Genomic DNA, 23759 nt, shown 5'->3' with positions numbered 1-23759 from the left:
TCCGGAAACCCCTCTCTCATAGAGAGAGGGAGGGGCCCGCCGCGCAGCGGTGGGAGGGTGAGAGGTTATAGTCTCTCAGATCGAAGCGCTGCTATCCGCGTGGAGCCCGTGAGTTCGATCTGGACCCCGGCCTTCGCCGGGGAGGGCGGGGTTTGGGTGGCGAGGGACCATGCCGGCCAGCGTTGAAACCTCTCACCCTCCCACGCCGGAGGCGTGGGCCCCTCCCTCTCTCTATGAGAGAGGGGTTCCCAGCGGAGGCCTACCCGGCGTTCGCCATGTCCTCGGACGCCGTGGTTTCGTCCGAGCCGTGCGACCAGCGCTTGAGGATCGGCGACAGGGCCAGGAACATCACGCCCAGCGCCATGGCGATCCCGCCGATCCAGTTGAACACCGTCAAGGCGCGGGCTAACGCCAGGGCTGGGTCCAGCACCTGACCGCCGACGGTCTCGGTCGCCGTCAGGCCGGCAATGAAACCGCCGACCGTGTTGGCGATCGACACGGCCATGAACCACACGGCCATCACGAACGAGACCAGGGCGGCCGGGGACAGCTTGGTCATCTGCGACAGGCCGACCGGCGACAGGCAGAGCTCGCCGGTGGTGTGCAGCAGGTACATCAGCAGCAGGAAGATCAGCGGTGTGCGAAAGGCGCCGTCGGCCAGGGGCGCGCCCAGCTGCAGCACCAGGAAGCCCGCGCCGACCTGCAGCAGGGCCAGGCCGAACTTGACGATGGGGTTCAGGTCCTTGCCGCGCGCGCCCAGCCAGGTCCACAACCAGGCGAAGACCGGAGCGAAGATCAGCAGCCAGCCCGAAGCCAAGGCCTGGGTCTGGGCGGCGTTGAAGGTGGTGTCGATCCAGAAGGTCGCGCTCCGGTCCAGGCCGATGGCGGCGAGCTGCTGCGGCGTGGCCAGGGTGATGGCGCCGCCCAGCAGCCGGACCGGCTCGGCGACGAGGTCCAGCTGGACATTGGTGGCGGCGTACAGGTTCAGCGACGAGCCGGCCTGGTCGAACAGGGTCCAGAAGATCACCGCGCCCAGGATTAGGAACAGGGCCAGGGCCAGGCGCTCGCGCTCGACCTTGCCGCACTTGGCGAACATGAACCACAGGACGTAGCCCAGCGAGCCGACCATGCCAGCGACCAGGATGCCGCTGACGGCCGCCGTGCGCCGGACCAGGAAGAACACCGCCACGACGCCGGCCAGGGACAGCAGATAGATCAGCGTCTCGCGGCTCAGCGGACCCAGCACCGGCTGGCGCAGCCGCGCAGGATCGGGCGGCTCGGCCTTGCCCTGCAACAGCGGCTTGCCCAGCATGAACACGACGAAGCCGGCCAGCATTCCCAGGCCCGCGAGGCCGAAGCCGGCCCACCAGCCGACCGTCACCCCCAGCAGACCGCACAGCAGCGAGGCCCAGAACGAGCCCAGGTTGATGCCATAGTAGTAGAGGGTGAACCCCGGATCGCGGCGCGGGTCGCCCTGCGGATATAGCTGGCCGACGATGGTCGAGATGTTGGGCTTGAGATAGCCGACGCCGATGATGATCAGGGCCAGGGCCAGCCACAGGACGTTCAGATAGACCGGGTCGCGGTCGGCGACGTCCAGTCGGTATTGGCCCTTGGCCAGGACCTTGGGGATCGGGGCGGCGGCGGGCAGGCCCTCGACGACGAAGTCGCCGCTCTTGGCGGCGGCTACCGCATAGGACTTGTCGCCGACCATCAGCCTGGAGATCCGGCCCTCGCCCCGGCCGTCGGTGCCGAAGTCGTAGGTGTGGCCGCCATAGGTCAGGGTCTGGGTGGCCGGCTTGCCCTCGATCGCCATGGTCAGGTGGCCGGCGATCAGTAGCAGGGCGCCGAAGATCACGGCCTTGCGCGTGCCCAGATAGCGGTCGGCTACGAAGCCGCCGATCAGCGGCAGCAGATAGACCAGCGAGATGTACGCCCCGTAGTGGGCGGCCGCGGTCTTCGGGTCGAACAGGAAGTGCTGGGTCAGGTAGAAGATCAGAATGCTGCGCATGCCGTAGTAGGAAAACCGCTCCCACATCTCGGCGAAGAACAGGACCAGCAGGCCGCGAGGATGGTCGCGCAGCAGCTGCATCAGCACGGGGACGCCCGTCGCCAAGGTGACCAGGACGCCCATCGCGATGACGATATTCATAGAGCAGCCTTGAGGTTCGCGCCGAACGTGGCGGAGGGGAACGAGATCAGTTCGGCGTCAGGACGAGCGTGGTCGGTTTGTCGGCCAGGGGCAGGGCATAGGCGCCGCGCTCCAAGGTCGCGCCGTTCGGGCGATAGGGATGCGCGCCCGGCGTGGTGGCTTCGATGAGCAGCCTGGCCGTGGAGGTCGCGGGATCCCGCGCCGCCAGGGTCAGGGTCAGCTCGCCGGTGGCCGGCTTGAACTCGACCGCGTCGATCTTGCCGGCTTCCAGGGTCAGCCAAGCGCCGGCCGGCGCGACGAACAGGCGGGTCCGGGCGCCGTCCCGGGGCTCGATCCGCACGACTCCGGCCTTCTGGGTGACCTTGCCGCCGAAGCCCAGCCAGCCGAACGTTCGGTGATCGACCAAATAGGTCGCCGCCGCATAAGCGTGGCCGAAGAAGCCCATGCCGTAGTCGCCGCTGTAGGCGTCCCACGACATCATGTCGGGGGCCGAGTGGAACGCGGCCGACGAGAATCCCGCCTGGTCGATATTGGTGATCCCGCCCATCAGGCCGCCATAGGCCACGCGCAGAAGATGGACGTCGGCCGGATTGGCGCGATAGGCGTCGAACAGCGGCACGGCGTTCAAGGTCGAGCCGTAGTGGTGGATCTGCCGCTCGATGCGCGGGACCTTGCCGCCATACAGGAAGTCCCAATACCGCCGGGCGTTGCCGTTGTAGCCCCAGCTAGGGATCGTCGGGTCGTAGGCCAGGATGACCTCCCGGGTTTCGTCGGCCTGCTTCTGGTGGCCGAAGAACCGCATCCAGGCATAGACCTCGGCCTGGCCGGTCGAGTCCCAGGCCATCTCGCTGCCGAACGGGTAGGGCAAGGTCTTCCAGTGGTCGGCCCGGCCCTTCATCAGGGTCTCGAGTTCGTCGGCCTTGGCGGTCATGCCCTCGCGGCGCAGGTCCTTGAGGATGTCGACGAAGACGTCGCCCTCCATCTGGCCGAACTGGGCGTAGTAGGGGGCGTCGCGCATCATCGCCACGACGGTGGCCTGGGCGTGGTCCAGGTACCAGCGCCAGTCGTGCGCCTTGACCAGGCCCTCGTGGTTGCGGGCCAGGCGGTAGAGCACCCAGTGGGCGATAGCGACGTGCGGGTAGTTGTAGGAGCGGCCCAGGTCCTCGGAGTCCTTCTTCGACCACGAGGCCCAGGTCTTCCAGTCCAGCTTGGGATCGTAATAGGACGGCAGGGCGGCGGGGTCGTAGTAGAAGAGGCTCTTCCTGACCGCGCCCGCCTGAGGCCCGTCGGCGACCTGCAGCCGGCCGACGATGGTCTCGTCGACCATGCGCTCCAGCTTGGCCAGTTCGCCGGCGTCGGGATTGTCCAGCTGCTTGACGAAGGCCGCCACCCAGCTGCCCGCGCCGCCTTCGTCGCTGAGGCCCGCGATCCAGACCCGTTGGTCCTGGGTGACGATCCTGTCGGCCTGGCGGTCGTAGGTCATGACGCTGGGGCCGCGCTTGAACGGATCGGCCGGGTCGTCGAACCACTGCTTGGTGGTCGAGAACCGGCCAAGGTCGGCCACTACCTGGTCCAGCGGCTTGGTGATGAAGTAGGGGATCGCCTGCACGGCGCCGTCGGCATAGGTGATCGCCAGGGTCGCCCGACCCCAGCCCGAGGCCCGCACCGCGTAGCGCGACCAGCCCGACCCGCTCTTGACGGGCGTCGTCGTCAGCGCCCCGGCCGGGAAGCTCTCGATCCGCGCTACCGGCTTGGGCGACTTCAGGAACAGCGAGAGATCCTGGTCGGTCGGGGCGACATAGCCCGGGATCCCGACGGCGACCGGACGGCCCTGGGCGACCAGGGTGTCCTCGATCGCGCGGATCGACGGCGCGGTGACCAGGCGCAGTCCGATCGTCCGGCTCGCGCCCGGCGCCAGGGTGAAGCTGGTCGGCGGGTTCCAAGGCTGGCCGGCGTCCTTCCAGTCCTGCTCGGCGAAGGCCTTGCTGGCCACCGTCCAGTCGTAGAAGCCCTCGGCGGTCTGGGCTCGCTTGCCGCGGTCGGTGAAGATGTCCTTGCCCGGCGCATCGGGTCGCGCCTGCTGGATCGGGCGGTAGGCCTCCAGCGACGCGCCCTTCTCCGGCAGGACCAGCAGCACCGGGCCCTTGCCATTCAGGCGGGTCACCTGCAGGTAGCCGGCGTCGCGGCCGATATAGGGGTCGACGAAGCTGGCCTGGGCGTGGGCTTCCTCCAGCGAGCGGTCGGTGATGATGTTGTCGAACACCATCGGCAAGCCCAGGCCGCCGACTTCGACGGTCTCGCGGGAGGTGTTGGTCAGGATGAAGCGCAGGACCAGCGCGCCCTTTTCGGCGATCCAGCGCCGCTCGACCCGCAGGGGCGAGCCCTCGCCCAGCGAGGCGGTGATGTCGGCTGCGGCCAGCACGGCGCCGCCGGCGGGCAGGGCGCGGATCGGCCGCCGCTGGTGGGCCGAGCTGAAATCGCGCCAGGGACCGCCCGGGTTGCGCAGCCGCAGGTGGATATCGCCGACATGAACATAGCCGTCGCCCTGCCGCTCGGCCTCGCGCCCGCCCGGAACGAAGTCGAAGCCGGCCTCGGCCGCCGGCGACAGCCGCGCCAGGGTCTGGGTGTCGGCGCGAAGGTCCAGCTGGAACGGTCCGGCGCGATGGGCGGTCTTGGCGATCGGCGGAAACACCGGCTTGGCGGCCGCCGGCGCCGATTCCCGCGCGCGCGCCACGCCGGCGACGTCCAGGCTCAGCGGCGTGGTGGCCAGCAGCAGGACCGCCAGGGCCAGGGGGCGAAGGTTTCTCATCGACGTCTCGTCTTTCGCGGGGCGGACGCGGTCCGCGGATCGGCCGCTGGCCTGGACGGGATGCGGGCGCCGGTTCGGGTCAGCACAACTGCTCGGCTTCGCCTCGTCAAGGAAATTATACAGTATATGATCTTGCCACGCTGCCGCCGTCCAGATTGACGAACGAACAGCGTCACCCTAAGATCGTATACATTATCAAGTTGGGATAACGCGATGGCCACCCGCCGGGATCTGATGCTCACCGCCGCGGCGTTCGCCGGCGCGACCCTGCCGATCTCGGCCTTCGCCAAACCCCGCACCGCGCTTCCGACCAAGGCCCAGCCCCTGCCGCTGTCGTCGGTGCGTCTGCTGCCGTCGTCCTATGCGACCGCCGTGGAGGTCAACCGCGCCTATCTGCTGCGTCTCAGCCCCGACCGCCTGCTGCACAACTTCATGACCTTCGCCGGCCTGCCCGCCAAGGGCGAGCTCTATGGCGGCTGGGAGGCGGACACGATCGCCGGCCATACCCTGGGCCACTACTTGACCGCCCTGGTCGTGACCTACGAGCAGACCGGCGACGCCGAGTGCCGCCGACGGGCCGACTACATCGTCGCCGAGCTGGCCCGGGCCCAGGCCAAGCGCGGTACGGGCTATGTCGGCGCCCTGCAGCGCAAGCGGAAGGACGGCAAGGTCGTCGACGGCGAGGAGATCTTCGGCGAGGTCATGAAGGGCGACATCCGCTCGGGGGGCTTCGACCTCAACGGCTCGTGGTCGCCGCTCTATACCGTGCACAAGGTCTTCGCCGGCCTGCTGGACGTCCACCGCGCCTGGGGCAACCCGCAGGCGCTGGATGTCGCCGTCGGCCTGGGCGGCTATTTCGAGCGGGTTTTCGCGGCCCTGAACGACGAGCAGATGCAGACCCTGCTGGGCTGCGAATACGGCGGCCTGAACGAGAGCTACGCCGAGCTCTATGCCCGCACCCGCGACCGCCGCTGGCTGGTCGTGGCCGAGCGGCTCTATGACCGCAAGGTCTTGGATCCGCTGGTCGCCCAGCAGGACAAGCTGGCCAATTTCCACGCCAACACTCAGGTGCCCAAGCTGATCGGCCTGGCGCGGCTGTACGAGCTGACCGGCAAGCCCCAGGACGCCGACGCGGCGCGGTTCTTCTGGCGCACGGTCACTGACCACCACAGCTACGTCATCGGCGGCAACGCCGACCGCGAGTACTTCTCGGCCCCCGACACCATCGCCGCTCACATCAGCGAGCAGACCTGCGAGCACTGCAACACCTACAACATGCTGAAACTGACCCGGCAGCTCTATAGCTGGCGGCCGGACGGCGGGCTGTTCGACTACTACGAGCGCGCCCACCTGAACCATGTGATGGCGGCGCAGAACCCGAAGACCGGCGGCTTCACCTACATGACGCCGCTGCTGACAGGGGTGGCGCGCGACTTCTCGAACCCGGCCGACGACCCGTTCTGGTGCTGCGTCGGCACCGGCATGGAGAGCCACGCCAAGCACGGCGAGTCGATCTTCTGGGAAGGCGAGGGGACCTTGCTGGTCAACCTCTACATCCCGGCGCAGGCCCAGTGGAAAACGCGCGGCGCCGACCTGAAGCTCGAGACCCGCTATCCCTACGAGACGGACTCGAAGCTGACCCTGACCCGCCTGGACAAGCCCGGACGGTTCGCCATCGCCCTGCGCGTCCCGGCCTGGGCGGGCAAGGGCGCTAGGGTCAGCGTCAACGGCGAGGCCGTCGCGCCCGAGATGGCCGGTGGCTATGCCCTGGTGGACCGCAAGTGGCGGGCGGGCGACGTGGTGGCGATCAGCCTGCCGCTGGACCTGCGCCTGGAAGCGACCCCCGGCGACGCGACCACGGTAGCGGTGCTGCGCGGGCCGATGGTGCTGGCCGCCGACCTCGGGCCGGTCAGCGAGCCCTGGAAGGGCGTGGATCCGGCCATGGTCGGCGACGCGGTGCTGGACCGCTTCCAGCCCATCGCGTTGGAGAAGGCCGTCTATGTCGCCAAGGGCGTCATGCGGCCGACCGACCTGACCTTCACGCCGTTCTACAGCCAGTATGATCGCCGCGCCGCCGTCTACTTCAAGCGGTTCACCGAAGGCGCCTGGAAGACCGAGGAAGCCGCGTTCCTGGCCGAGCAGGCGCGGCTCAAGGACATCGCCGCGCGGTCGGTGGACGTCATGCACCTGGGCGAGATGCAGCCCGAGCGCGACCACAACCTGACCTCCGAGCTGTCCTATCCGGTGGCCTATCGCAACCGCAACGGCCGCGACGCCCGCTCGGGCGGCTTCTTCGAGTTCGACATGAAGGTGCGTCCCGGCCCGCTGATCCTGCAGGCGACCTACTGGGGCGAGGAGCGCAAGCGCGACTTCGACATCCTGGTCGACAACGTCAAGGTCGCCACCCAGCGCCTGGAGGCCGACCATCCGGGCAAGTTCTTCGACGTCGAATATCCGCTGGCCGAGGCGCTGACCAAGGGCAAGACCTCGATCAAGGTGCGGTTCGTCCCGCATGAACGCAATACGGCCGGGCCGGTGTTCGGCGTGCGCCTGTTCACCGCCCAGCCGGTCGCGTGAGGAGCGTGGTCATGCGGCGCAGCGGACTCTTCGACACGGTGGTCCTGTGCCTGGCGGCGGTGACCATCGCCACGCCCGCCCTGGCCGCGGCCCGACCAGTCGCCTCGGCCGACAAGCGGTTCGCGGCGATCTCCACCGCCGAATACGCCTGGCGCAAGACGCAGTTCGGCCCCAGCGAGGACGCGCCCAAGTCCGAACGGTTCAAGCTTCCCAACGTGGGTCCGACGGTCCAGGCCGAGCGGCTGGCGCGCTGGACGCAGGTGTCCCGTGAGCTGGCCGAACTGCCGGTCGCCAAGCTGTCGAAGGCCAACCAGGTCAACTACGCCGTCTACAAGGGCCAGGTCGACGCGCTGCTGGCCGAGCAGCGTTACCGCGACTACGAAAAGCCGTTGAACGCCGACAGCAGCTTCTGGGGCGACCTCGCCGAAACGGCGCGTGAGCCCTTGCGGACCGAGGCGGACTATCGCGGCTATCTGGCGATGCTGCAGGACATTCCGCGCTACTACGACCAGCAGATCGGCAACATGCGCGCTGGCCTGGCGCGCGGCTTCACCCCGGCCCAGATCACCCTGCTGGGCCGCGACGCCGGCGTGGCCCTGGTCGCCGAGGCCGCCACGCCCGAGGCCTCGCCGTTCTACGCGCCGTTCAAGTCGATGCCGGTCGTGATCCCGCCGGAGACCCAGGCGGCGCTGCGCCGCGAGGCCGCCGAGGCGATCACCAAGGCGGTGACCCCGGCCCACGCCAAACTCCGCGTCTTTCTGCGGGATGAGTACATTCCCGGCGCGCGACGCGAACTCGCCGCCTATGATCTGCCGGATGGCAAGGCCTACTACCGGTCCAAGGTCCGCGAGTTCACCACCACCGATCTGACGCCGGAACAGATCCACCAGATCGGCCTGACCGAAGTGGCCAAGATCCGCGCCCGGATGCTGGACGTCATGCGCGAGGTGAAGTTCGAGGGCGACCTGCCGGCCTTCCTGACCTATCTGCGGACCGATCCGCGCTTCTACGCCAAGACCCCGCAGGACCTGCTGGACCGGGCCGCCTGGGACGCCAAACGCTTCGACGGCGTCGCGTCGCGATGGTTCGGCCGCATGCCGCGCAGCCGCTTCGCCATCCGCCCGGTGCCCGACGAGATCGCGCCGTTCTACACCGGCGGCCGAGGCGGGCCGGGCATCTACCTGGTCAACACCTACAACCTGCCGTCGCGGCCGCTGTACTCGCTGATGGCCCTGACCCTGCACGAGAGCGCGCCGGGCCACGCCTTCCAGATGCCGTTGGCGGCCGAGAACAAGGCCCTGCCGGCCTATCGCCGTGACACCTACCTGTCGGCCTATGGCGAGGGCTGGGCGCTGTACAGCGAGGCGCTGGGCGAGGACATGGGGCTGTACGAGACGCCCTATGATCGCTTCGGCATGCTCAGCTACCAGATGTGGCGGGCCGCGCGCCTGGTGGTCGACACCGGCATCCACACCCAGGGCTGGAGCCGCGAGCGGGCCCAGGCCTACCTGCACGACAACACCGCCATGGCCGACCACGAGATCCAGACCGAGGTCGACCGCTACATCGCCTGGCCCGGCCAGGCCTTGTCCTACTACATGGGCATGCTGACCTTCGTCGAAGCGCGCAAGCGGGCCGAGAAGGCGCTGGGCGCCAAGTTCGACATCCGCGCCTTCCACGACGCCGTGCTGGAGCTGGGCTCGGTGCCGCTGCCGGTGATCGACGCCCGCGTCGACCAGCTGATCGCCGACGGCGGCAAGGGCCCTTATCCCGATGTGGATTGAGGCGTCCGTCGCCGTCCACGCGCCTGGCAATCCGATCCTGACGGACGGCCGCTATTACTCGACCGACCCAGCGCCGCTGGTGGTGGGCGACACGCTCTGGATCCTGGCCGGCCGTGACGAAGCCGCGCCGGACATCGACGATTTCGTCATGAACGAATGGCAGGCGCTGTCGACCAAGGATCCGGCGTCCGGCGACTGGCGGCACTATCGCGCCATCGCGCGGCCCGAGGCGGTCTTCGCCTGGGCCGAGCCCGGCCGCGCCTATGCTGGTCAGATCGTCCAGGGCCGCAACGGCCGGTTCTATCTCTACGCCCCGGTTCTACAGAGGGCTGATGAGACCAAGGACCGGTTCGCGATCGGCGTGGCCGTGGCCGACGCGCCGATCGGCCCCTGGACGGACGCCCATCCTGGTGGGCCGATCCTCTCGCAGTCGGTTCCCGTCGCCAACGACATCCAGAACATCGACCCGACGGTGCTGATCGACGACGACGGCCGGGTCTTCATCTACTGGGGCACGTTCGGCCAGCTGCGCGGCATGGAGCTGGCCGCCGACATGGTCACGCCCAAGGGGCCGCAGGTGAAGGTCCAGAGCCTGCCCGGCTTCTTCGAGGCGCCATGGCTGATGAAGCACAAGGGCGTCTACTACCTGCTCTACGCCGGCAACCGGGCCGGACCGTCGTCCGACTGCACGCCGGCGATCTATCACGCCTGCATCGCTTACGGGACGGCGGCCTCGCCGCTGGGGCCGTGGACCTATCGCGGGGTGATCCTGAAGCCGGTCTCCTCGACCACCTCCCACGCGGGCGCCGTCGAGTTCAAGGGCCGGTGGTGGCTGGCCTATCACACGGCCGACGCGGCCGGCGGCGGACACTTCCGGCGCAGCGTGGCGATCGACCGGATGGACTGGGACGACCGCGCCGATCCGCCGGCCATCCTGCCGGTCACGCCGACGAAGCGGCCCGCGCCGCCGCCCCCGCCCAGCCGCAACGTCGCGGGGCGGGCGACCGCCGCGGCGTCGAACGACCCCATCCCGGTCCGCTACTGGATCAAGGCGCTGAACGACGGCGTGGTCAGAGCCGCGCCGCTGCCGCCGGATCTGTGGGCCAGCGCGGGCAAGGACGCTCCGGCCAGCGCGTGGATCGAATACCGCTTCGACCAGCCCGTGACGCTGAATGGCGCGCGCATCCGGTTCTGGGCCGACTCCTCTGCTGGCGTGGCTCCGCCCAAGGCCTGGCGGCTCGAATACTGGGCTCGCGGCTGGCGGCCGGTGCGAGATCCGAAGGGCTTCGGGACGGGCGTGGACGTCTTCCAGTCCGCCGCCTTCACGCCGGTGACCACGCGGTGCGTCCGCGCGGTGTTCGACATCGCGAGCGCCGACGTCGCCGTCCAGGAGTGGGAAGTCCTTGCGCCGACGCCCCAACCGCATCGACCGCCCGGCGCGCCGGCGCCGGCCTGCGAACCCTGATCGACCGGAGAAACGCCATGCCGCGCCGTCTGATGACGCTTTCACTCGGGATTTCGGTCCTCGCCGCCGCCGCCCAAGCCCAGGCCGCGACGCCGCTGGACGGCGCGTGGCTGTTCGACAAGGCCCCGCCGTATCCCGGCGTCACCATGGCCCGGATCTCCAGCGACGGCGGCAAGCCCAAGGGCGTGGTCACCACGGCCTGGTACGGCCCGATGGAGATGCGCAACCTGGTTGTCCAGGGCGATCGCGCGACCTTCGAGCTGCGCAACCTCAACGACAAGGCCCACGCCACCCGCCAGTGGACGGCGGTGCTGGACGGCAAGGACCTCAAGCTGACCGGCGACATCTGGTACGCCCACGTCGAGCAGACTGGCCGACGCGGGACGGCCACGGAGGCCAAGGCCCGGACCTTCAAGCCGACGGTGCTGCCGCCATTGCGGACCCTGGCGCCGGACGGCCTGGCCAAGACGCCGCCGATGGGGTGGAGCAGCTGGAACAAGTTCGCGGAAAAGATCGACGACCAGACCGTCCGCGCCATGGCCGACGCCCTGGTCGCCACCGGCCTGCGTGACGCCGGCTATGTCTACGTCAATATCGACGACGGCTGGCAGGGGACGCGCGGGCCCGACGGCGCGCTGCGCCCGAACGAGAAGTTCCCGGACATGAAGGCGCTGAGCGCCTACGTCCACGCGCGCGGATTGAAGCTGGGCCTCTACAGCTCGCCGGGGCCCAAGACCTGCGCCGGCTACGAAGGCAGCTACGGCCATGTCCGGCAGGACGCGCGAACCTTCGCCGACTGGGGCGTCGACTACGTGAAGTACGACCTTTGCTCGGGCGAGTGGTTCTATGACGACGCCGACAAGGTCCAGCGGACCTATTACGAAATGGGCGCGGCGCTGCGGGCGACGGGGCGACCGATCGTCTATTCGCTGTGCGAGTACGGTCGCTTCGAGGTCGGCGCGTGGGGACGGACCGTGGGCGGCCACCTGTGGCGCACGACCGGCGACATCACCGACGACTATCCGACCATGGCCAGGATCGGCTTCGACAAGAACGGCCGCCCCGAGCACGCCGGCCCCGGCGGCTGGAACGATCCCGACATGCTGGAGATCGGCAACGGCGGCATGAGCCACGACGCCTATGTCACCCACATGACCTTGTGGGCGATGTCGGCCGCGCCCCTGATGATGGGCCACGATCTGCGCCAGACCAGCCCCGAGGTGCTGAAGCTGCTGACCAACCGCGCGGTGCTCGCCGTGGACCAGGACGCGCGCGGCGTCCAGGGCCGGCCGGCGCGTCGCGAAGGCGCGACGGAGGTCTGGAAGAAGCCGCTGGCCGACGGCGCCGTGGCCGTGGCCCTGTTCAATCGCGGCGAGACGGCGACGACGATCGCCCTGGCGCCAGCCGATGCGGGCTTCACGATGCTGGAGTCCGTGCGGGATCTCTGGGCCGACGCCGATCTGGGCGCCGCGCCGGCATCGTTCGTGGTGCCGCCGCAGGGGGCCGTGCTGCTGAAGGTGAGGGGGCGCTGAGCCCGGCTCAGCCGGCCAGTTCCTGCTTCAGGTCCGACAGCGTGCCGCGGATGTGGTTGGCGGTCAGCGCTTCCACCTTTTTCGCGTCGCCGCGGATCCAGGCGTCCAGGATCTCGCGGTGCTCGCGGCTGGCCCGCTCGTCGCGGCCGTTGGGCTCCAGATGCACGCGGACATAGCGTTCCGCGAGGATCTGCAGCCGCTCCATCAGCTGGAAGGTGATGTGCCCGCCGGGCCGCACCAAAGCCAGGTGGAAGGCGCGGTTGAAGCTGACGTGATCGCCGTCCGGCTTGGCCAGTTCGGCTTCCAGCGCGGCCAAGGCGGCCTCGGCGGCGGCGTGGTCGGCGGGCTTGGCCCGCAGGCAGGCCTCGGCCACCGCGCCAGGCTCCAGCTTCAGGCGAAGGGCGAAGACCTCGCTGGCCTCGTCGGTCGACAGGTCGCGAACCACATAGCCGCGATTGGGATAGGACTTGAGCAGGCCGTCCTGTTCCAGGCGGCCCAGGGCTTCGCGCAGCGGGATCTTGCTGACCCCCAGCTCGGCGGCGATGACATCCTGCCGTACCGCGGTTCCGGGCTGCATCGCGCCAACCAGGATGCGCCGACGAACGATCTCGTAAGTCTGGTCGGACAGCGTACGGACGACGATGTTCATAGGCGCGGGGTGAACCTCTTAGCGGACGTCAGGGGCGTCGATCGACTCGAGGCCGATCACAGGACGCGCTGAAATACGGCGTGGAACAAGTCTTATCGTATACCGGCTTCCGCTGGGCGACGGGAGTCTAGATCACCTGGAATCCCTTCCAGAACGGGTCCGTACGGTCGATCCAGAGGATGTTGTGGCCCGTGGCGATCGCCGAGCCCTCGATCGAGGGGATGATCGCCGGCTGTCCGGCCAGTTCCGTTTCCGCTTCGACACGGCCGATGAAGCGGCTGCCGATGATGCTCTCGTGCACGAAGGCGTCGCCGACCTTCAGCCGTCCCTTGGCCGCCAGGTGGGCCAGGCGCGCGGAGGTGCCGGTGCCGCAGGGGCTGCGGTCGATGGCGCGGTCGCCGTAGAACACCGCGTTGCGGCCGTCGGCGTCCGCCGCGCGCGGGGCGTCGGCCCACAGCACGTGGCTGACGCCCCGGATGGTTGGATCGAGGGGATGAACTGGCTCGTAGGCTTCCCGCACCAGCGTCCTGACGATCGGGCTGAGCCGAAGGATCTCGGCCGCGCCCAGGGCGTCGATGCCGGCATAGGCGCCCTGGGGCTCGATGATGGCGTAGAAGTTGCCGCCGTAGGCCACGTCGATGGTCAGCGGGCCGAAGCCCGGCACATCGATCGCGACGCCTTCGCGGGCCAGATAGGCCGGGACGTTGCGGATCTTCACCGCCGTCACCCGGTCGCCGGCGATCTCGTAGGCGATGTCGATCACGCCGGCCGGCACCTCCAGGCGCAGCTTGCCGGGCTCGCGCGGGGTGATCAGTCCGTTTTCCAGCGCAAAGGTGACGATGCCGATCGTGCCGTGGCCGCACATCGGTAGGCAGCCGCTGGTCTCGATGAACAGGATGCCGGCGTCGCAGTCGGGCAGGGTGGGCGGATAGAGGAAGCCGCCCGACATCATGTCGTGGCCGCGCGGCTCGAACATCAGGCCGGTGCGGATCCAGTCGTAGCGGGCGAGGAAGTCCTGGCGTCGGGCGCTCATCGTGTCGCCGCGCAGCAGCGGCGCGCCGCCGGCCACCAGTCGCACCGGATTACCGGCGGTGTGGCCGTCGACGCAGAAGAACGTGTGGCGCATGGACTTCCTCTCTTGATCCTAGGCCGCGACCGCCGAGGTCAGCAGCGGCCGGTTGGCGGCGGCTTCCTCGACCATGGCGACGACCTCGGCGCGGCGGGCGCCGGCCAGAGGTTGGCGAGGCATCCGCACGCGCTCGGTCCCGCGACCCATGATCTGCTCGGCCAGCTTGATCGACTGGACCAGGTCGTGCTCGGCGTCCAGGTGCAGCAGCGGCATGAACCAGCGATAGATGCGGCGCGCCTCTTCCAGGTCGCCGCGATCGACGGCGGCGACCAGGGCGACCGATTCCTTGGGGAAAGCGCTGGTCAGGCCCGAGACCCACCCCCGCGCGCCCAGCAGCAGGCCTTCCAGCGCGACGTCGTCGAGGCCGGCCATCAGGATGAAGCGCTCGCCGAAAGCGCGGGCCAGGTCGGTGAATCGGCGAGTGTCGGGCGCGCTTTCCTTGACCGCCACGATGGTCGGCTCGTCCGCCAGGCGGGTCAGCACGTCCAGGGTGATGGCGGCGCGATAGGCCGGCGGGTTGTTGTAGAGCATGATCGGCAGGCCCGAGGCCCGGGCGACCGTGCGGAAATGGGCTTCCAGTTCGGCCTCGGTCGGCACGTAGACCATGGCGGGCAGCACCATCAGCGCGTCGGCGCCGATCGTCTCGGCGTCCTTGGCGAAGGCGGCGGCGCGCGGCGTGGTCAGCTCGGAAACGCCGACGATGATCGGCACGCGCCCGGCCACGACCTCGACGGCGGCGCGCAGCATCTGGCGCTTTTCATCGGCCTCCAGCGAGTTGTTTTCGCCGCACGTGCCCAGCACGACGAGACCATGCACACCATCCCGGATCAGGGCGTCCAGCACCTGCTGGCTGGCGTCGATATCGATCGAAGAATCGGCATTGAACTGGGTGGTGGCGGCCGGGAACACGCCCGACCATTTCATGGAACTCATACGGCTTGCACCTCCGGCTGCTTCGTCTACTGTATACGAAATGGCGATGCGGAGGTAAAGCCCGAGTGAGAAAAGCAGCTGGAACGCTGGTGATCGGAGGCGGTGTGGTCGGCAAGACCAGCGCCCTGGCCCTGCGCCGCGCCGGTGAAACGGTGACGCTGCTCGACCCACAGGACCTGCCGCGTTCCGCCTCGTACGGCAACGCCGGCCACATCGCGATCGAGCAGGTCGAGCCCTTGGCCTCGCCGGCGGCCGTGACCTCGGCGTTCGGCCGACTCTTCGCCCTGGGCGGACCCCTGGACTTCCGGCTCGGCGACCTGGCGGCCTGGGGGCCCTGGGCGGCGCGCTTCATGGCCGCTTCCACACCGGGCGGCGCGGCGCGGGGTCGACGCGCGCTGGGCGCGCTGCTGGAGGCCGCCCTGCCGGCCTGGCGGCGGCTGGCCGTGTCCCTGGATCGTCCCGACCTGCTGGTCGAGCGCGGCCATCTCGTCGTCTGGGAAAGCCCGGCTAGCGCCCGCGCCGGCCTCGCGGCTTGGCGAGCCGCCGACACCGGCCTGGCCCGGCTGGCCCCGCTGCCCGACGCGGATACGGCGCGACTTCAACGGCTGGTCAGCGTCCCGATCGCCGGCGGCGCGGCCTTCGAGAACACCGGGCAGGTCAGCGACCCGACCCTGATGTTGCGCCTGCTGGACGAGGCTTTCGACGCCAGTGGCGGCGCGCGTCGGCTCGGTCGCGCCACGCGGCTGGAGAGTGTCGACGGCCGCGTGGAGGTGCTGCTGGACGACGGTCAGCGCCTAGCGCCGGAACGGGTGCTGGTCACGGGCGGGGTCGGTTCGGGCGCGTTGATGCGCGGCCTGGGCTACGCCGCGCCGGTGATCGCCGAGCGCGGCTATCATATCGAGGGCGGCGCGGACCATTGGGACGACCTGCCGCCCGTGGTGTTCGAGGATCGTTCGCTGATCCTCACCCGCTTCGGCGATCGGCTGCGGGCCGCCAGCTTCGTCGAATTTGGCCGCGAGGCCTCGCCGCCCGACCCGCGCAAGTGGGCGCGCCTGCGCCGCCACCTGTCCGAGCTGGGCGTGCGCCTGGAAGGCCCCGTCGCCGAATGGATGGGCGCCCGGCCCACCTTGCCCGACTATCTTCCCGCCATCGGCGCCAGCCGGCGGGTCGGCGGGCTTTACTACGCCTTCGGGCACCAGCATCTGGGCCTGACCCTGGCGGCGGTGACCGGCGAGCTGGTCGCGGCCCTGATGGGCGGCGCGGCGCCATCGACCGATCTCGCGCCGTTCGACCTGGACCGCTTCGATCGGAGTCTCGGCCCGCGAATGAGGAAGACGGCATGACCCTGGGCGTCGGCGGCTCGACCATGGAGCAGCAACTGGCGGGACTGTCGTCCCGACCCGGGCGGCCGCCGGCCATCTCGGTCGCCGAGTACGGGGCGCGGCTGGAGCGGGCGCGGGCTTTGACCGTGGCCTTGGGCGCCGACGCCCTGCTGGTCGGGGCGGGCGCCAGCCTGCGCTACTTCACCGGCGTGCCGTGGGGCGCGACCGAGCGGCTGGTGGCGCTGCTGCTGCCGCGCGCCGGTCGGCCGATCATGATCTGCCCGGCGTTCGAGCTGGGCTCGCTACAGGCCGACCTGAAGATCGAGGCCGAGATCCGCCTGTGGCAGGAGCATGAGGATCCGGCCGGGCTGGTCGGCCGGGCCCTGTCGGAGATCGGGGCTGACGCCCTGGCCCTCGACCCGGCGGCGCCGTTCTCGCTGTTCAGCGCCCTGGGCAAGGCCGCGCCGTCGCTCCGCGCCGTCGACGCTACGCCGGTGGTCGACGGCTGCCGGGGCGTCAAGTCGCCGGCCGAACTGGCCCTGATGCGCTATGCCAAGGCCATTACGCTGGACGTCCATCGCCGCGCCGCCGCCGTCCTGGCGCCCGGGATCGCCGCCAGCGCGGTCAAGCGGTTCATCGACACCGCCCACCGGGCGGCGGGCGCCGACGGGGGCTCGACCTTCTGCGCCGTCCAGTTCGGCCTCGCCACCGCCTATCCGCACGGCCTGCCCGGCGATCAGGCGCTGGCCGAAGGCGAGTTGGTGCTGATCGACACCGGCTGCCAGGTCGAGGGCTACAACGCCGACATCACCCGCACCTATGTGTTCGGCGAGCCCGGCGACGAGCATCGACGCGTCTGGGACATCGAGCACGAGGCCCAGGCCGCCGCCTTCGCGGCTGTACGGCCGGGGGCTCCCTGCGAGATCATCGACGAGACCGCCCGCCGCGTGCTGGAGCGCCACGGCCTGGGCCCCGACTACGCCTTGCCGGGCCTGCCGCACCGGACCGGTCACGGCATCGGCCTGTCAATTCACGAAGGGCCCTACCTGGTGCGCGGCGACGCTACGCCGCTGGCCCCGGGCATGTGCTTCTCCAACGAGCCGATGATCGTCGTGCCCGACCGGTTCGGCGTGCGGCTCGAGGACCACTTCCACGTCACCGAGGACGGCGCGGCCTGGTTCACCGAGCCCTCGCCCTCGATCGACGCGCCGTTCGGTGCGCGGTGATCGCGCCCGCCCTGACACCACCCGCCGCCGACCATTCCTGGGGGACCGCATGAACTTCTGGACTCGCCGCAAGACGCTCGACGCGATCTTGACCGTGGAGGCTGACCGCCGGCTGAAACCGACCCTGTCCTGGCCGCACTTGCTGGCCCTGGGTATCGGGGCGATCATCGGCACCGGCATCTACACCCTGACCGGCATCGGGGCCGAGCGGGCCGGACCGGCGGTGATCCTGGCCTTCGCGGCCTGCGGGGTGCTGTGCGTGTTCGCCGCCCTGGCCTATGCCGAGGTGGCGACCCTGATCCCGGCGGCGGGCAGCGCCTATACCTACGCCTATTCGGTGCTGGGCGAGGGGCTGGCCTGGATCGTCGGCTGGAGCCTGGTGCTGGAATACGCCGTGACCTGCGCCGCCGTGGCGGTGGGGTGGTCCGGCTACATGGTCGGGCTGCTCAGGAGCGCCGGCATCAACCTGCCGCCCGAGATCCTGGCCGGACCGCACGCCGGCGGGATCATCAACCTGCCAGCCGTCCTGATCACGGTGGCGGTCACGGCCATGCTGGCCAAGGGCGCGCGCGAGAGCGCCACGCTGAACATCGGCCTGGTGGTGATCAAGATCGTCGCCCTGGCGGTCTTCGTCGGCCTGACCTTCACGGCCATCAAGGGCCAGAACTTTACGCCATTCATGCCCTATGGCTTCGCGGCCCATACCGAGGCCGGCCACCCGCGCGGGGTGATGGCCGCCGCGGCCATCGTGTTCTTCGCCTTCTTCGGCTTCGACGCCGTCTCGACCTCGGCCGAGGAGGTCAAGAACCCCAAGCGCGACCTGACCATCGGCATCATCGGCTCGATGGTGATTTGCACGATCATCTACATGCTGGTCGCCGCCTGCGCGGTGGGGGCCTGGCCCTATGCCCAGTTCGCCGGCTCGAGCGAACCGCTGGCGTTCATCCTGCGGGGCCTAGGCCATCCGGCCGCCGCCTTCGGCATCGCCGCCGCCGCCATCATCGCCCTACCCAGCGTCATTCTGGTGATGATGTTCGGCCAGACCCGGGTGTTCTTCGTCATGGCGCGCGACGGTCTGCTGCCGCGCGACCTGGGCCGGCTTCACGCCAAGAGCGGCGCGCCGGTCACCCTGACGCTGATCACCGGGGCGGCCGTGGCCCTGGTCGGCGGTTTCCTGCCGCTGGCCCAGATCGCCGAGCTGTCTAACGCCGGCACCTTGCTGGCGTTCATCTGCGTGGCGGTCTGCCTGATGGTCCTGCGCGTGCGGCGGCCCGATCTGCCGCGCCTGTTCCGCTGCCCCGCGGCGTGGGTCGTCGCGCCGCTGGCGGTGGTCGGCTGCCTCTATTTCATGATCAGCCTGCCGCTCGGGACTTTGATCCGCTTCCTGGCCTGGAACGCGATCGGCTTGGTCGTCTATCTGACCTACAGCCGCCGCACGAGCCTGCTGGCTCGGGGCGTCGAGGCGCCGGCGCTGCGTGAGGGGGCGTGAGCTCAGCTCGGCGCTAGAGCGGCGCTCGCGTCCTGACGACGCGAACAGGCCGCGTTTCTTGTCCCGCGACGCCTCCCTCGAAAAGACGCCCAACCCGATCGCGGCGGGAGGCGGGCGAGCGTCCGTGTGCTAGCTACGACTCATGCGTTCCGATTTTTGATCTTGCGTTTCAAAAATCAAATTGTCAGATAAATAAGATAAGAACGCGTCGAGCGACGGACGGGATAGATGCCAGCAGTCAGTATCACAACGGTGGCGGAGCACGGTTGGGCTCCGCTGGCCGCGCTCGCGCCGGGGCGCGTGCTTTGACCTACGACAAGGTTTTCTACGCCACCCATCCGGCGATGATGGACGGCGCGAGCAATCAGGATCTGCGCGACCGCTACCTGATCGAGGGCCTGTTCGTCGAAGGCGCCGTCAAGCTCAACTATCTGCACCAGGAGCGCCTGGTGATCGGCGGCGCGTTTCCCGTGGCGGCGAGCCTGGCCCTGCCGGTCCAAACCGAGCCGCCGTCGGATGCCGGAAGGCCCCTTCTGGCCAGCCGCGAAATGGGCGTCGTCAATGTCGGGCAGGGCGCCGGTCGCGTCGTCGTCGACGGCCAGGCCTTTGACCTTGAGCCGCTGGACGCCCTCTACATCACCCGCGGCGCGGCCGACGTGCGCTTCGAAAGCGTCGAGGCGACCAACCCCGCGCGGTTCTATCTGGCCTCCACGCCCGCCCATGCGGGCTTCGAGACCAAGAAGATCTCCACGGCGACGGCCATTCCCTTGGAGCGCGGCTCGCGCGAGGGCGCCAACCATCGGATCATCTACCAGCTGGTCGTGCCCGGCGTCTGCGCCTCGGCCCAGCTGCTGCTCGGCCTGACCATCCTGCAGCCCGGCAGCGTCTGGAACACCATGCCGCCGCATCTGCACGACCGCCGCTCGGAAGCCTATTTCTACTTCCGTCTCGGGGACGAGCGGGCGGTGCATTTCATGGGCGAGCCCGACGCCATGCGCTCCTTGGTCATCGCCGACGAACAGGCGGTGATCTGTCCGCCCTGGTCGGTCCATACCGGGGTCGGCTCTGGCAGCTACGCCTTCATCTGGGCGATGGGCGGCGAGAACCTCGACTATGGCGACATGAACGTGCTCGACATCTGCCAGCTACGGTAGGGCTGAAAGCAACAAGACGAGGCCGGGAAACGAACCTGGTCGCACACGGAGGAAAAGATGCAGCGAGTTTCCCGGAAGGCGATTGGGGCGGCGATCGGGACGGCGGCCCTGCTGGCGGCGCTCTCGCCATGGGCCGCCTCGGCCGAGCCCGCGCAACCGCCGGCGGCGACGCAGTCACAGGCCGTTGCCTATGCGCGCGCCGACGTCCTCCGCCTGGCCGAGAAGGTCGCCGACTACCAGCTGGCCACCATGGCGGCCGGCTACATTCCGCCCAACACCTCGCGCGATACGGCCGATCCGAAGGGATGGGTGCAAGGCGCGCTGTTTGTCGGCCTGCGCGACCTGGCCGACCGGTCGGACAATTCGGCCTACCGTCAGGCGATCCTGGCGCGGGGGCTGGCCAACCAGTGGGAGCTGGGCAAGCGGTTCTATCACGCCGACGACCACGTGATCGGGCAGGCCTACCTCTGGTCCGCGCGCCATGGAGCCGGAGACGCGGCGATCGCGCCCCTGCGTCAGCGGTTCGACGCCATCCTGAGCTATCCGCCCAAGGTCGGGCTGGAGCATGCCGAATATACCGACCCGCGCGGCGTCGATTGCGACCAGCGCTGGTGCTGGAGCGACGCGCTGTTCATGGCTCCCGCGACCTGGTTCGAGCTGAGCACGGTCACCGGCGATCCGCGTTACGCCGCCTATGCCCGCAAGGAATTCGCGGCGGTCACCGACTTCCTCTACGATAAGGACGAGCACCTCTATTACCGGGACTCGCGGTTCTTCACCCGTCGGGGCCCGAACGGCGAGAAGGTGTTCTGGAGCCGAGGCGACGGCTGGGTGTTCGCGGGCCTGGCCCGTATCATCCCGTTGCTGCCGGCCGGCGATCCCGACCGCGTCCGGATGGAGACCGTCTTCAAGGAGATGGCCGGCAAGCTGAAGGCGATCCAGAAGCCGGACGGCTACTGGTCGCCGTCCCTGCTGTCCGATCCCACCAAGTCGCCGCCGGAATCCAGCGGCACGGCCTTCTTCACCTACGGCATGGCCTGGGGCCTGAAGGCGGGATTGCTCGACCGCGCCGCCTACGAGCCGGTCGCGCGCAAGGGCTGGACCGCCCTGACCCGCGCGGTGCACCCGGACGGCAAGTTCGGCTACGTCCAGCCGGTCTCGGATCGTCCGGAGAGCGTCAGCTACGACGACACCCAGTTCTACGGCGTCGGCGCCTTCCTGCTGGCGGCGACGGCGATGGCGGATCTGGACCTCAAGCCGGTTCGATAGGGGCGACCATGCACAAGCGCGATTTCATGAAGGCCGCCCTCGTTGGCGCCGCGTCCTTGGGCGCCGGCGCCGCCGAGGCCGCCAAGCCGGCCAAGGCCCCGATCGACGACCGCGCCTACATGGCCGGCCTGCTGGAAAGGATCGCCAGCCCGGTCCTGTCGGCGATGTCCAAGGGCGAGCTGAAGAAGGCCTTCCCGCTGGAGCTCAGCCCCACCTGGGACGGGCGCGAGTCCGGCGTGGCCTATCTGGAATGTTTCGGCCGCATGATCTCGGGCCTGTCGCCGTGGCTGAGCCTGCCGCAGGACGACACCGCCGAGGGCAAGGTCCGCAAGCGGCTCACCGAACAGGCGCTGCAGGCGTACGCGCACGCCGTGGATCCGGCCAGCCCGGACTATCTGCTCTGGCGCGGCCATGGCCAGGCCCTGGTCGATTCCGCCTATTTCACCCAGGCCCTGCTGCGCGCGCCCAAGACGCTGTGGGACCCGCTGGACGCGACCACCAAGAAGCGCATCGTCGAGGAGATCAAGGGCCTGCGCCGGGTCAATCCGCCGTTCATCAACTGGCTGCTGTTCGCGGCGATGAACGAGGCTTTCCTGCTTCAGATCGGCGAGGAATCCGATCCGATGCGGCTCAACACCGCCGTCCGCATGATCGACCAGTGGTACATCGGCGACGGCTGGATCAAGGACGGCTCGACGTTCCACTTCGACTATTACGGCTCGTTCGTGATGCATCCGATGATGATCCAGGTGCTGGAGGTCATGGAGGCTCACAAGGCGCCGTTCTGGAAGGACGACCTGACCAAGTGGCGCGAGCTGGCCGTCAAGCGGGCCCAGCGCTACAGCGAGCATCTGGAGCGGTTCGTCTCGCCCGAGGGGACCTTCCCGCCGTTCGGCAGGTCGCTGACCTATCGCACGGCCGTGTTCCAGCCCCTGGCCCTGCTGGCCTGGCGCAAGCAACTTCCGGCCAAGCTGTCGGAGGGGCAGGTGAGGGCGGCGCTGGTCGCCGCGCACAAGGCCGTGTTCACCCAGCCCAGCAACTTCACTAAGGACGGTTTCCTGACCATCGGCTTCGTGGGCCACAACCCGGCCTTGGGCGACTGGTATTCGAACAACGGCAGCATGTACGTCACCACGGAAGGCTTCCTGGCCCTGGGCTTGCCGGCGTCGGACGGCTTCTGGACCACGCCCTCGGCGCCCTGGACCCAGAAGCTGGCGTTCGCCGGCCAGCCGTTCCAAAAAGACTATGCGGTCGACTATTGAGCGGAACGGCGGTCTTGGGCCGGCCATTGCATTCTGGCCTTGGAGCCGTATCACTATTTGGTACGGCGCACGGCAATGTCGCTGTAGCCCGCGGGAACGGTTGATATGACGGACACCGCCCCGATGGATGCGGACGAGGCGTCCTCGCCCCGAACGAGCGCCGGCGCCCAGACCCTGTTCAAGGGGCTCGAGGTGCTTAGCCGCGTGGCCAAGGGCGACACGACGCTGGGCAAGATGGCCAAGTCGCTGGATCTGAACAAGACGACCGTGCACCGCCTGGCCTCCACCCTGGTCGAGGCCGGATTCCTGTCGTTCTCGCCGCGGGAAGGCTATGCGCTGGGGACCAAGCTGCTGGAACTCGGCTACGCCGCCYCTCAGCAGATCACGCTCACCCGCGTCAGCCATGACCACTTGCGCCAGCTCTCACTGGACACGGGCGACACGGTCAATCTGGGCGTCCTCGACCGCGACCAGGTGCACTATATCGACAAGATCCCCGGGACGCGGCGCATCGAGGTGCGGTGCGTGATCGGCGAGCGGCAGCCCTTGCGGCATACGGGTCTGGGCAAGGCGTTGCTGTTGGACGAGGACGAAGACGTCCTGCGCGAGGTGTTCCAGCGCGAGGCCGCGATCCTCCCCCGCTATCGCTATGACCTTCGCCAGTGGCTCGACGTCATGGCGCGTTATCGAGCGCTCGGTTACGCGCTGGATCTCGACGAGAACGAGGACCACATCCGGTGCGTCGCCGCGCCGATCCGCGACATTGGCGGCAAGATCGTCGCCGCCGTTTCGGTGTCCTCGGTCGCCCAATACATGGACGACGCCCGGATCGAGACCGTGGCGGCCTATGTCAAGGAAACGACCCTGAAGATCAGCGCCGAGTTCGGCTACCGCTGAGGCGCGATTCGGTCGTTGGCCGAAAGCCGCCGGCGGCCCGGCATGGCCCTTGCGGGCTCTCCAAAACCGCCGCTTCATGTTGCCGGCGCGCAACAATGGTCGCTGAAACG

16 protein-coding genes are annotated in these 23759 nt (G+C 69.1%); 11 read left to right on the top strand and 5 right to left on the bottom strand.

What is annotated here, in order from left to right; all coding sequences use genetic code 11:
- Positions 1-259: 259 nt before the first annotated feature.
- Together AC1DSO_RS20830 and AC1DSO_RS20825 are read right to left on the bottom strand one after the other, a co-directional pair.
- Positions 260-2152 carry a peptide MFS transporter gene (locus AC1DSO_RS20830; protein ID WP_477070627.1) on the bottom strand — a complete coding sequence of 631 codons (1893 nt, stop codon included), beginning with the start codon at positions 2150-2152 and terminating at the stop codon, positions 260-262.
- Positions 2153-2198: 46 nt separating this feature from the next.
- Entirely contained in the window at positions 2199-4961 is a 2763-nt protein-coding gene (locus AC1DSO_RS20825; RefSeq protein WP_477070626.1) for a DUF5695 domain-containing protein, read from the bottom strand.
- A 213-nt stretch (positions 4962-5174) separates the two neighbouring features.
- Between AC1DSO_RS20825 and AC1DSO_RS20820 the strand changes: the two genes are divergently transcribed.
- From AC1DSO_RS20820 to AC1DSO_RS20805, 4 genes are read left to right on the top strand one after another with little or no spacing between them, the layout of a single operon-like run.
- Positions 5175-7538, top strand: coding sequence for a beta-L-arabinofuranosidase domain-containing protein (locus AC1DSO_RS20820; protein ID WP_477070625.1), 2364 nt, complete (start codon positions 5175-5177; stop codon positions 7536-7538).
- 11 nt (positions 7539-7549) lie between these two features.
- Positions 7550-9322, top strand: coding sequence for a DUF885 domain-containing protein (locus tag AC1DSO_RS20815; protein ID WP_477070624.1), 1773 nt, complete (start codon positions 7550-7552; stop codon positions 9320-9322).
- On the top strand, positions 9312-10787 hold the full coding sequence (locus AC1DSO_RS20810; protein ID WP_477070623.1) for a family 43 glycosylhydrolase: 1476 nt from the start codon (positions 9312-9314) through the stop codon (positions 10785-10787). Before AC1DSO_RS20815 ends, AC1DSO_RS20810 begins: the two co-directional genes overlap by 11 nt.
- 17 nt (positions 10788-10804) lie before the next feature.
- Positions 10805-12319 carry a glycoside hydrolase family 27 protein gene (locus tag AC1DSO_RS20805; protein WP_477070622.1) on the top strand — a complete coding sequence of 505 codons (1515 nt, stop codon included), beginning with the start codon at positions 10805-10807 and terminating at the stop codon, positions 12317-12319.
- 7 nt (positions 12320-12326) lie between these two features.
- Here the strand turns inward: AC1DSO_RS20805 and AC1DSO_RS20800 are convergent, their stop codons facing one another.
- From AC1DSO_RS20800 to AC1DSO_RS20790, 3 genes are all read right to left on the bottom strand, one after another.
- Positions 12327-12968, bottom strand: coding sequence for a GntR family transcriptional regulator (locus AC1DSO_RS20800; RefSeq protein WP_047405976.1), 642 nt, complete (start codon positions 12966-12968; stop codon positions 12327-12329).
- A gap of 127 nt (positions 12969-13095) precedes the next feature.
- On the bottom strand, positions 13096-14094 hold the full coding sequence (locus AC1DSO_RS20795) for a 4-hydroxyproline epimerase (RefSeq protein ID WP_477070621.1): 999 nt from the start codon (positions 14092-14094) through the stop codon (positions 13096-13098).
- Positions 14095-14112: 18 nt separating this feature from the next.
- Positions 14113-15030, bottom strand: coding sequence for a dihydrodipicolinate synthase family protein (locus AC1DSO_RS20790; RefSeq protein ID WP_477070620.1), 918 nt, complete (start codon positions 15028-15030; stop codon positions 14113-14115).
- Between the two features lie 89 nt (positions 15031-15119).
- Between AC1DSO_RS20790 and AC1DSO_RS20785 the strand changes: the two genes are divergently transcribed.
- From AC1DSO_RS20785 to AC1DSO_RS20755, 7 genes are all read left to right on the top strand, one after another.
- The gene (locus AC1DSO_RS20785; RefSeq protein ID WP_477070619.1) at positions 15120-16373 is read left to right on the top strand and encodes an NAD(P)/FAD-dependent oxidoreductase; all 1254 of its coding nucleotides are present in this window, start codon (positions 15120-15122) and stop codon (positions 16371-16373) included.
- The gene (locus AC1DSO_RS20780) at positions 16370-17578 is read left to right on the top strand and encodes a M24 family metallopeptidase (RefSeq protein ID WP_477070618.1); all 1209 of its coding nucleotides are present in this window, start codon (positions 16370-16372) and stop codon (positions 17576-17578) included. Before AC1DSO_RS20785 ends, AC1DSO_RS20780 begins: the two co-directional genes overlap by 4 nt.
- Before the next feature lie 49 nt (positions 17579-17627).
- Positions 17628-19067 carry an amino acid permease gene (locus AC1DSO_RS20775; RefSeq protein WP_477070617.1) on the top strand — a complete coding sequence of 480 codons (1440 nt, stop codon included), beginning with the start codon at positions 17628-17630 and terminating at the stop codon, positions 19065-19067.
- 305 nt (positions 19068-19372) lie between these two features.
- A complete protein-coding gene (kduI, locus tag AC1DSO_RS20770; protein WP_477070616.1) occupies positions 19373-20221 on the top strand; it encodes a 5-dehydro-4-deoxy-D-glucuronate isomerase in 849 nt (282 codons plus the stop codon).
- 57 nt (positions 20222-20278) lie between these two features.
- Positions 20279-21490, top strand: a complete 1212-nt coding sequence (locus AC1DSO_RS20765; RefSeq protein ID WP_477070615.1) for a glycoside hydrolase family 88/105 protein — start codon at positions 20279-20281, stop codon at positions 21488-21490.
- Between the two features lie 8 nt (positions 21491-21498).
- The gene (locus AC1DSO_RS20760; protein ID WP_477070614.1) at positions 21499-22752 is read left to right on the top strand and encodes a DUF2264 domain-containing protein; all 1254 of its coding nucleotides are present in this window, start codon (positions 21499-21501) and stop codon (positions 22750-22752) included.
- 105 nt (positions 22753-22857) lie between these two features.
- Complete coding sequence (locus AC1DSO_RS20755) at positions 22858-23649, top strand: IclR family transcriptional regulator (protein ID WP_477070613.1); 792 nt, start codon at positions 22858-22860, stop codon at positions 23647-23649.
- The last annotated feature ends 110 nt before the right edge of the window (positions 23650-23759 follow it).

The organism is Caulobacter sp. P4_E5, assembly GCF_056401555.1.
Note: the sequence above shows the minus strand (reverse complement) of the source record. Positions and strands in the feature narration are given on the sequence as shown.

Coding starts and splice junctions, on each gene's coding strand:
- AC1DSO_RS20830 (WP_477070627.1), bottom strand. CDS start 2,152: ATGAATATCGTCATCGCGATGGGCGTCCTGGTCACCTTGGCGACGGGC.
- AC1DSO_RS20825 (WP_477070626.1), bottom strand. CDS start 4,961: ATGAGAAACCTTCGCCCCCTGGCCCTGGCGGTCCTGCTGCTGGCCACC.
- AC1DSO_RS20820 (WP_477070625.1), top strand. CDS start 5,175: ATGGCCACCCGCCGGGATCTGATGCTCACCGCCGCGGCGTTCGCCGGC.
- AC1DSO_RS20815 (WP_477070624.1), top strand. CDS start 7,550: ATGCGGCGCAGCGGACTCTTCGACACGGTGGTCCTGTGCCTGGCGGCG.
- AC1DSO_RS20810 (WP_477070623.1), top strand. CDS start 9,312: ATGTGGATTGAGGCGTCCGTCGCCGTCCACGCGCCTGGCAATCCGATC.
- AC1DSO_RS20805 (WP_477070622.1), top strand. CDS start 10,805: ATGCCGCGCCGTCTGATGACGCTTTCACTCGGGATTTCGGTCCTCGCC.
- AC1DSO_RS20800 (WP_047405976.1), bottom strand. CDS start 12,968: ATGAACATCGTCGTCCGTACGCTGTCCGACCAGACTTACGAGATCGTT.
- AC1DSO_RS20795 (WP_477070621.1), bottom strand. CDS start 14,094: ATGCGCCACACGTTCTTCTGCGTCGACGGCCACACCGCCGGTAATCCG.
- AC1DSO_RS20790 (WP_477070620.1), bottom strand. CDS start 15,030: ATGAGTTCCATGAAATGGTCGGGCGTGTTCCCGGCCGCCACCACCCAG.
- AC1DSO_RS20780 (WP_477070618.1), top strand. CDS start 16,370: ATGACCCTGGGCGTCGGCGGCTCGACCATGGAGCAGCAACTGGCGGGA.
- AC1DSO_RS20775 (WP_477070617.1), top strand. CDS start 17,628: ATGAACTTCTGGACTCGCCGCAAGACGCTCGACGCGATCTTGACCGTG.
- AC1DSO_RS20765 (WP_477070615.1), top strand. CDS start 20,279: ATGCAGCGAGTTTCCCGGAAGGCGATTGGGGCGGCGATCGGGACGGCG.
- AC1DSO_RS20760 (WP_477070614.1), top strand. CDS start 21,499: ATGCACAAGCGCGATTTCATGAAGGCCGCCCTCGTTGGCGCCGCGTCC.